At 35.5% G+C, this 8,619-nt stretch carries 8 protein-coding genes; 4 read left to right on the top strand and 4 right to left on the bottom strand.

Going from position 1 to position 8,619, the window contains the following annotated elements:
• From VKY47_RS05530 to VKY47_RS05520, 3 genes are all read left to right on the top strand, one after another.
• Window positions 1-2,470: TonB-dependent receptor (locus VKY47_RS05530; RefSeq protein ID WP_324311051.1), on the top strand; the 2,470-nt coding region annotated here is incomplete at its 5' end.
• 37 nt (window positions 2,471-2,507) lie between these two features.
• The gene (locus VKY47_RS05525; RefSeq protein ID WP_324311049.1) at window positions 2,508-3,914 is read left to right on the top strand and encodes a DUF5689 domain-containing protein; all 1,407 of its coding nucleotides are present in this window, start codon (window positions 2,508-2,510) and stop codon (window positions 3,912-3,914) included.
• 80 nt (window positions 3,915-3,994) lie between these two features.
• Window positions 3,995-4,372, top strand: a complete 378-nt coding sequence (locus tag VKY47_RS05520; RefSeq protein WP_324311048.1) for a hypothetical protein — start codon at window positions 3,995-3,997, stop codon at window positions 4,370-4,372.
• Window positions 4,373-4,544: 172 nt separating this feature from the next.
• On the opposite strand, the gene VKY47_RS05515 is transcribed toward VKY47_RS05520, so the two are convergent.
• On the bottom strand, window positions 4,545-5,498 hold the full coding sequence (locus tag VKY47_RS05515; protein ID WP_324311046.1) for an endonuclease/exonuclease/phosphatase family protein: 954 nt from the start codon (window positions 5,496-5,498) through the stop codon (window positions 4,545-4,547).
• 88 nt (window positions 5,499-5,586) lie between these two features.
• On the opposite strand from VKY47_RS05515, the gene hflX reads away from it, so the two are divergent.
• Window positions 5,587-6,801 (top strand): GTPase HflX, encoded by a 1,215-nt coding sequence (gene hflX, locus VKY47_RS05510; RefSeq protein WP_324311044.1) that lies wholly within the window; start codon window positions 5,587-5,589, stop codon window positions 6,799-6,801.
• Between the two features lie 58 nt (window positions 6,802-6,859).
• Here hflX and VKY47_RS05505 read toward each other — a convergent pair whose 3' ends face one another.
• The 3 genes from VKY47_RS05505 to VKY47_RS05495 form a co-directional block, all read right to left on the bottom strand.
• Window positions 6,860-7,006: a hypothetical protein gene (locus VKY47_RS05505; protein WP_324311042.1), complete on the bottom strand. Its 147-nt coding sequence runs from the start codon at window positions 7,004-7,006 to the stop codon at window positions 6,860-6,862.
• A 385-nt stretch (window positions 7,007-7,391) separates the two neighbouring features.
• Complete coding sequence (locus VKY47_RS05500; protein ID WP_324311041.1) at window positions 7,392-8,333, bottom strand: DUF3078 domain-containing protein; 942 nt, start codon at window positions 8,331-8,333, stop codon at window positions 7,392-7,394.
• Between the two features lie 117 nt (window positions 8,334-8,450).
• A partial coding sequence (locus tag VKY47_RS05495; RefSeq protein ID WP_324311053.1) for a DUF2480 family protein occupies window positions 8,451-8,619 on the bottom strand: 169 nt, incomplete at its 5' end.

The raw sequence follows: 8,619 nt of genomic DNA, 5'->3' as shown, positions 1-8,619 counted from the left end.
CATTGTTTTATCAGATGATGAACTTGATAGCGACGATAGTGGTTTAGATAATATTTCTGGACTTTTACAATCTTCGCAAGATGTATTTCAACGTACTGCAGCTTTCGAGTTTAGTTCTTCTTTCTTTAAAGTAAGAGGTTTGGATTCTGAAAATGGTTCTGTTTTAATCAACGGAATTGAAATGAACAAGCTTTATGATGGTAGACCACAATGGAGCGACTGGGGAGGTTTGAACGACGTTCTTAGAAACCAGGAACTAACTACGGGACTACAACCTTCAAACTATAATTTTGGAGGAGTTTTAGGAACTGCGAATATGACTGTAAGAGCATCTCAATATAGAGAAGGTGGACGTGTAACTTACACGGCTTCTAACAGAAGTTATACCAATCGTGTTATGGCCAGTTATTCTTCAGGATTATTAGATGGTGGATGGGCATTTAGCTTTATGGCAGGAAGACGTTGGGGAAATGAAGGTTTCCAAGATGCTACCTTATACGATGCTAATTCCTTTTTTGCTTCGGTAGAGAAAAAAATAAACGATAATCACAGCATAAACTTTACATCTATTTATACCCCTAACCGTAGAGGAAAATCTTCTCCGAATACGCAAGAGGTATACGATTTAAAAGGAATTAAATACAACGAATATTGGGGTTGGTTAGATGGAGATAAAAGAAACTCTAGAATTAAAAAAGTAGAAGAACCAATTTTAATGCTTAACCACTATTGGGACATAAGCAGCAAAACAAGTTTAAATACAAACCTAGGTTACCAATTTGGTAAAATAGGAAATAGCCGTTTGGATTATGGAGGTGGTGGAAACCCAAGTCCAGCTTATTACCAAAAATTACCTAGTTATTCTTTGGCCAGACCAAATGGTCCTGATTATACGCAAGCCTATTTAGATGAGCAAGAGTTTATTGCTAATGGTCAAATAGATTGGAATCGCATTTTAGATGCAAACCTTACCAATAACATTCCTGTTAATGGCGAATTATATGGTGCTTATGTGTTATACGAAGACAGAAACGACGACAAGCAAGTAACCGTTAATTCGATACTAAACACGGAAATCACTGAAAACATTTTAATTAATGCAGGCGTTACTTACAAAAACTTAAAATCTGAAAACTTTGGAGAAATCATCGATCTATTGGGTTCTACTACTGGATATCTAAACGTAGATTCTTTTGATGGTTTTCAATACGATTACCAAAATCCAAATAGAGTTGTAGGTGAAGGAGACAAGTATAGATATAATTACAACATCTTATCCGATGTGGTTTCTGGTTACGGCCAAGCACAATTTAAATACAACAAAGTAGATTTTTACCTGTCTGGTAGTTTAACAAATACCACGTACCAAAGAGATGGATTGTGGCAAAACGAAGCGTATATCACTACAGATAGTGATGGTAACGTTCTTACAGACAATTCCTCTGGAAAAGGCGAAAAATTAAGCTTTACAGGTATAGGTGCCAAAGGTGGATTAACCTATAAAATTACTGGAAAACACTTAATAGATGTCAATGCGGGATATATCTCTAAAGCACCTTCTATTAGAAATACATTTTCTAACTCAAGAGAAAATAATAACATAGTAGATAATATTACTGAAGAGAAAATTACTTCAGCAGATATTAGCTACATCTTTAGATCGTCTATAATAAAAGCAAAACTTACTGGTTTTTATTCTAAAATTGAAGATGCCAACGAGATTTCGTTTTACTATGCAGATGGGTTAACAAACATAAATGTACAAGTTGCGGATGATGTTAATATTAACGAAACTTCAGCGTTTATTCAAGAAGTTCTGTATGGTATCGACAAAAAACAATTAGGAGCAGAATTAGGTATAGAAGCCCAAGTTACACCAACTATCTTGTTAAAAGGTGCTGCTTCGGTAGGTCAGTATACCTACGATAACAATCCAAACTTATACTTAACAGCGTCAAGCTTTGGAAGAACAGATACCTTTACATCAAACTTAAAAGATTATAAAGTAGCTGGTGGCCCACAACAAGCGTATTCAGTTGGTTTTGAATATAGAGATCCAGACTTCTGGTGGTTTGGCGCAACGGCTAACTTTTTCTCTAATATCTATGTAGATGTAAGTCCGTTAACAAGAACAGAAAACTTCTACTTGGATAACGATGGCTTACCATTTAACGATTATAACGAAGATGTTGCTAGAGGCTTACTAAAACAGGAAGAATTTGATAGCTATATGGTTGTCAATCTTTCAGGTGGAAAATCGTGGAAAATTGGAGATTATTATATTGGTTTCTTTGCTAGTATCAATAACTTGTTGGACCAAGTGTATAAAACAGGTGGCTTTGAACAAGGAAGAAATGCTAACTACGAAGAATTACTAGCAGATAGTAATAATCCAAAACCTGTGTTCGGTTCAAAATATTGGTACGGACGTGGAACCACTTATTTTTTAAATGTTAACTTTAGATTCTAAAAAAGAAAAAGAAAAAATTAATTAAAAATTATTACTCATGAAAACAAATAAATTTTTAAAAGCACTTCTTAGTTTAATAGTCGTTATGTCTGTTGTATCATGTGTGCAAGACGACGATTATAAAGTACCTAGCAGTTTAGGCGACGAGGAAAACGCAAAATTAAATACACTAATCGCTACCTCTACAGAAATTACAATTGCACAAGCAAAAACTTATTTTGTAAGTAACCAAGTAACTCCAATAGTTGCCGATGTGTATGTAAAAGGATATGTATCTTCTTCAGACCAAACTGGGAATTTTTACAAAGAATTATTTATACAAGATCACCCTACAAACCCAACAGCAGCTATAAAGTTGATGTTGAACCAAGTGGACACTTACAACCAATTCAACTTTGGAAGAGAAACTTATATTAACCTAAAAGGGTTGTTTATTGGTGAAGATCGTACTGGAGATGGCGTTATTGGTATTGGTGGAGATGCTAACGGAAATAGATTGTTAGCTTTAAAGTCAAACCAAATTCCTTTAAAAGTATTGAGATCTTCCCTAACTGAAGTAATTGAACCTCTTCCAGTAAACTTGTCTCAAATTAACAGTACTCATATTGGGATGTTCGTTCAAATTGGAAACGCTCAATTTTCTGATGCCTTAGCTGGAAAGTTCTTTGTGGACCCAATGGACGATTTCGATTCTTCTAGACCAATTCAAAGTTGTGAAGGATTTGATTATGCTTACTTCCCATTAGAAACTAGCTCTTTTGCAAATTTTGCACAAAAACCACTTCCAACAACTAAGGGAGGAACTATTGCTGGGGTTGTTAATAAAACGTTTAATGGAAGTAACTTAGTTCTTGTTTTAAACTCTACGGACGATATCAATTTTGATCAAGATAAATGTACGCCTTCTAATATTGGTGACTTTACAGTAGTTATGGAAGAAGATTTTCAAACGGCTACTGATAATACAGATTTAAACATACCAGGATGGACCAACTATTCGGAAGCGGGAACTCGTGTATGGCGTGAAAAATTCTGGCAAGGAAATGGATATACGGAGTTTGCTCCGTTTGGATCTGGACAAGCATCAAATGTTGGTTGGTTAGTAACTCCAGCTATTGATATGACCGGATTGAGTAATGGGTTTTTAAACTTTAAATCGGCACAACACCATTTAGAGCAAGATTCTCCACAGAATGCCTTACAGGTTTTTGTTTCTACAGATTTTGATGGTTCAAATGTTATGAGTGCCACTTGGATTCCAGTTTCAGCAACCTTAGCAACATCATCAAATGATTGGCGTGTGTTTGTGGATTCAGGACTTATAGATGTATCTGCTTATGCTGGAGGCACTCTTTACGTAGCTTTTAAAGCTAATGGATCTGATACCCTAGCACAACTTTCTGGTTCGTATATGATAGACGATGTTAAGATTTTAGCTAACTAGTTTTAATTTTTAATGATATTCTAAAACCTGCCAATTTTTAATATTGGCAGGTTTTTTTAATTTTTATTCCATACCTATCTATGTCTATTTTCGACTCACTTTTTTTTAATGTCTTTAAACATTACAAAGATGCTAAAAGCAAAAAAGCCAACCAGCTTGCAACCATGTACATCTCTATATTACAATGCGCCGTCTTGCTTGTTTTAGGGGTGTTTTTTGCAGGCTTCTTTAAGCAGATGAACATGGACACCATGTCCCAAGATAAAGCCCTATTTTTATTTGTTTTGGCTTGTGGCTTTATTTTCTTTAAAAACTGGATTCAATATGCTGGGAAAAAACGAAAAGTATTAAACGCTAAAATGCTTAAGAAGAAGTCGGCTACCTATTCCATATGGATGCTTTGGCTGTTGCCAGTAGTCTGTGTTGTTTTGGCTGTAATTCTTTGGCAAGCGGTTTAATCTTTAGAGGGTAGAGGGTAGTTTATAGTCTCAGTCGCAGTCCTCACTCTGGTTAAGTCCAACTTTGCGCCTCCGCGCCTTTATTTTTCTGCGTGTCATAGTTGGTAGCAGGTAAAGAGTAGATTTTAGTATACAGTCTGTGTTGGTCTCGCCTTTGCGCCTCCGCAGGCATCTATTTTTCTCCATTTAGCTCCGTGTCATCGTTGTTACCATACCCTAAAGTAACATAAACCGGAAAATGATCACTAAATCCCCCATGATAATTCCCTCCTAAAAACGTCCTAAAAGGCTTTCCTCTATGTTTTCCTTTGGCAAACTTTAAAAAGGACGCATCAAAAATATCAGCCGTTTCAAATTGCCATTCACCAGTTTTGGCTTTTATAAAATTTTCACTCAAAAGAATCTGATCAAACAAATGCCATTGTCGTTCGTAAGAAAGAGAACCACGACTGTAACTCCTTAGTTGTTCCATGGGATTGTAAAGTTGTAAGCCTTCAATTAAATAAGTGAGGCTTGGACTGTCTGGACCATCATTGAAATCGCCCATAATAAGGAATTTGGCATCGGGACTTTCCTGTTTGATATCCCTAATAATCTCTTCTACTTTTCTAGCGGCTTCCATGCGTTTAATCTCTGTTTCCTTTTCGCGTTTTGAAGGCCAATGATTAACAAGTATATGAATAGGTTCGCCTTCTAAAGTGCCAAAAACCCATAAGATATCTCTGGTATAATCCGTGTCACCATTCGCATCTACAAGTTCTATGTTGTAGGCTTTAGATGCCGTAACCGTAAAAACGGATGCGTCGTATAGCAAGGCCACATTCATGCCTCGTTTATCTAAAGAACTGAAATAAACAGAACGATATGCATATGGTTTTAAATAAGTGGACTCGGTTAAATTCTCTAAGTCCTGTACATTCTCTACTTCGGCAATGCCAATTAAAGCGGGGTGTTTTGTTGTTTCTTTTTCTCCAATTTGATGCATGGCAAGGCCTAGGTTTTTCAACTTTTTAAGATACCTATCTGCCGTCCATTTTAAGTATGTGGTTTCCAACATAGCACTTTCTGCTTCAAATAAATTTTCTATATTATAAAAAGCAATGGTATGCTTACGATGATCTGTCATTTTGGGTTATAAGTGTTGAAGGCTAAAGGTCTGAAAATAAAAAAATAAAATGCTTACAATTGCGTAACTTTGTACTTTATATAAATATATGATTGAAAAAATAGATATCGCTTTAGAAACAGCTGTTTTAATAGGAGTTGTTACTAAGGATCAGGACGAAGCCAAATCTAAAGAGTATTTAGACGAGTTGGAGTTCTTAACATACACGGCTGGAGGAGAGGTAAAGAAACGCTTTACCCAAAAAATGGATATGCCTAATCCCAAAACTTTTATTGGAACCGGAAAAATAGAGGAAGTTAAAAACTTTATTGAAGCAAACGATATTGGTACAGCTATTTTTGACGACGAGCTCACAGCGGCCCAAGAAAGGAATATCAGTAAAATATTAAATTGCAAGGTTTTAGACAGAACCAATTTAATCCTTGATATTTTTGCACAACGTGCACAAACAAGTTACGCTAGAACCCAAGTGGAATTGGCGCAATTCGAGTATTTATTACCACGTTTAAAAGGAATGTGGACGCATTTAGAGCGCCAGAAAGGTGGAATAGGTATGCGTGGTCCAGGTGAAAGAGAAATTGAGACAGACAGACGTATTGTAAGGGATAGAATCTCTTTGTTAAAAGATAAAATGAAAGTTATCGACAAACAACAGTCGATACAACGTGGCAATCGCGGACAAATGGTGCGTGTGGCTTTGGTGGGTTATACCAACGTGGGCAAATCGACACTAATGAATACCATTAGTAAGAGTGATGTTTTTGCGGAAGACAAATTGTTTGCAACCGTAGATACCACCGTTAGAAAAGTGGTGATTCAAAACCTACCTTTTTTATTAACCGATACGGTTGGATTTATTAGAAAGTTGCCAACGCAATTAATAGAAAGTTTTAAAAGCACGCTTGACGAAGTCCGTGAAGCCGATTTACTGCTTCATGTAGTAGATATTTCACACCCAAATTTCGACCATCATATAGATTCCGTGAATAAAATTTTAGATGAAATTGGAAGTTCAGACAAACCTGTTATTATGGTGTTCAATAAAATTGATGCCTATAAACCGGAACCTTTTGATGAAACCGATTTAGAAACTGAAAGAACAGAAGCGAATTATAGCTTAGAGGAATGGAAAAGAACTTGGATGAGCCGAGTAGGAGATAATGCATTGTTTATTTCTGCCCTAAACAAGCAAAATTTTGAAGAATTTAAAAAACGTATTTACAATGAAGTTCGAGAAATTCACGTAACCCGTTTTCCGTATAATAATTTTCTGTATCCAGATTATAACGACGAGGAGGAATAAAACTATTGATTAATTTAATTGAAGGAACTTTTACATGGTGAAAGTTCCTTTTTTTATTTTATAATATAGGTTTTTTAGGAGACAGTTTTCTAGCAAAACCAATAATTAGTATAAAGCTATGGGCAGGAATGGAAGTAGATTCCAGGGATATTTTATGGCTCCTTTTTTTACATAAATCAAAAGCATCTTTCCATAAAATAGCCATGAATTTTTGGGTCATATCACTAAAACGATAAATGAATGGTAATCAGCCATATACGCAATACATATAGCGTATGTATAGCGTATGTATAGCGTATCAAAGCTATACTAACTAGGTAGAAGAGCTATGTCAACCATATGGCTTCTTTTACTTAGCCCTAATATTCTTAAACACAATAATTAACACACATACGGTTTGGAATAATGCGTAGTTTATTTCAGTATGGAACAAAGAAATCTATACGATTTAAAAACACGTATTTATAAAAGGCTGGAGACATTCACGTTACATGTTTTCCAATTAATAACTTTTTTGCATCTAGAAGGTTATGAGGAGGAATAATAAAAAAAGCGCCATTTGGCGCTTTTTTATGTATTTATAAGGTGTACTAGAAATTATAGCTTAAACCAAAGGTGGTATAAACCTGTACGGAGTTATCTACATTGTCGAAATTTGGTTGAGGATCCGTGCCTGTTGAGTCCCAATTACCAAAAGCATAATTTAAAGCTTCTTGCTTACTGTCTCTTAAACCAAGTTCAAAACCAAGACCTATTCCTTTCCAAACGGTATAACTTAAAGAGTTAATCCACGTCCAATTAGATAAGTCAGAATCTTTATAACTCATGAAGGCCGAAAGATTGGTGTTGAATTTCACACCTCCAAAAGAACGGTTATAGTTAGCAACTACTTTTGCTCCAAGAGACGATTCGAAAATATCATTATTATCAGCAAATACAAAGTTATAGTTTAAAGGATGAACCATCACGACTAAATTTTCTACGGGTGTCCATGTTACCCCAACTCCTAAATCTAAATAACCAGGATTGTTAAAGTTGTTAATTAGGGTGGTTCTATATTCTCCCAAAGTAGATGCAGCTAAATTTTTAGCTATTTTATAACCAAAAAGAGAGGTTACGTTAAAAACATCGCTTGACTCTCTAAAGCTATCGTCATCGGTTGGATCGTCTTTATCATCAAACTTTACCCAGCTTAGGTTAATGTTGGCCGTATTGTACCAAAAGTACTTTTCTCTATCTAATTTGGCATGAGGGTTTGCAGTTATTGTTATATTTCCGGCAGAGTTGTTAGGGGTTCCTTGAGCATACCAGTTATTAAAATTTGAGAAACTTGCTCCAATGGTACCAAAAGCACCAAATTTCCATCCTGGAAAGTGGTCTATTTGTTTTTGCAAGGCATCTACCTGCCCTTGAAGAGCGCTAATAGAGTCTTTTTTTGCTGCTTGTTCAGATTTTAATTCTTCTTTTGTTTGTGCAAATCCTGTTGAGATTGCGCCTACTAAAACGAGGATTGTAAGTAGTCTTTTAGTCATCTTATGAGTTTTTATGGATTAAAAAATTTATAAAAGCTTGCAAATATATAGGTTACAAGGCGTTTTTTCAAAAGATTTGAGACGATTTTATAAATGTAGTAAATTTTAAAGAATTCCCTAAATCTTTGTTTTAGGTTTTTTATACAAGGGCACAGAAGAGCAGGCTTCGCCGTACATGATGGATATGGCAAAAGGTTTGAGCTTCTCCGCAATCATGATATACGCGTTTTGTGGAACAGGTTTGTTGGAGCAGCCTTTAATTATAACTGGTTTGCCTAGATATTCT

The sequence above is a fragment of the Xanthomarina sp. genome (assembly GCF_035306705.1).
GTDB lineage: Bacteria > Bacteroidota > Bacteroidia > Flavobacteriales > Flavobacteriaceae > Xanthomarina.
This window is presented reverse-complemented; position numbering and strand designations above follow the sequence as displayed.

What these genes read in the sequence shown, in the direction of transcription:
- VKY47_RS05505 (WP_324311042.1), bottom strand. Translation starts at nt 7,006, where the DNA reads ATGGCTATTTTATGGAAAGATGCTTTTGATTTATGTAAAAAAAGGAGC.
- VKY47_RS05520 (WP_324311048.1), top strand. Translation starts at nt 3,995, where the DNA reads ATGTCTATTTTCGACTCACTTTTTTTTAATGTCTTTAAACATTACAAA.
- hflX (WP_324311044.1), top strand. Translation starts at nt 5,587, where the DNA reads ATGATTGAAAAAATAGATATCGCTTTAGAAACAGCTGTTTTAATAGGA.
- VKY47_RS05515 (WP_324311046.1), bottom strand. Translation starts at nt 5,498, where the DNA reads ATGACAGATCATCGTAAGCATACCATTGCTTTTTATAATATAGAAAAT.
- VKY47_RS05500 (WP_324311041.1), bottom strand. Translation starts at nt 8,333, where the DNA reads ATGACTAAAAGACTACTTACAATCCTCGTTTTAGTAGGCGCAATCTCA.
- VKY47_RS05525 (WP_324311049.1), top strand. Translation starts at nt 2,508, where the DNA reads ATGAAAACAAATAAATTTTTAAAAGCACTTCTTAGTTTAATAGTCGTT.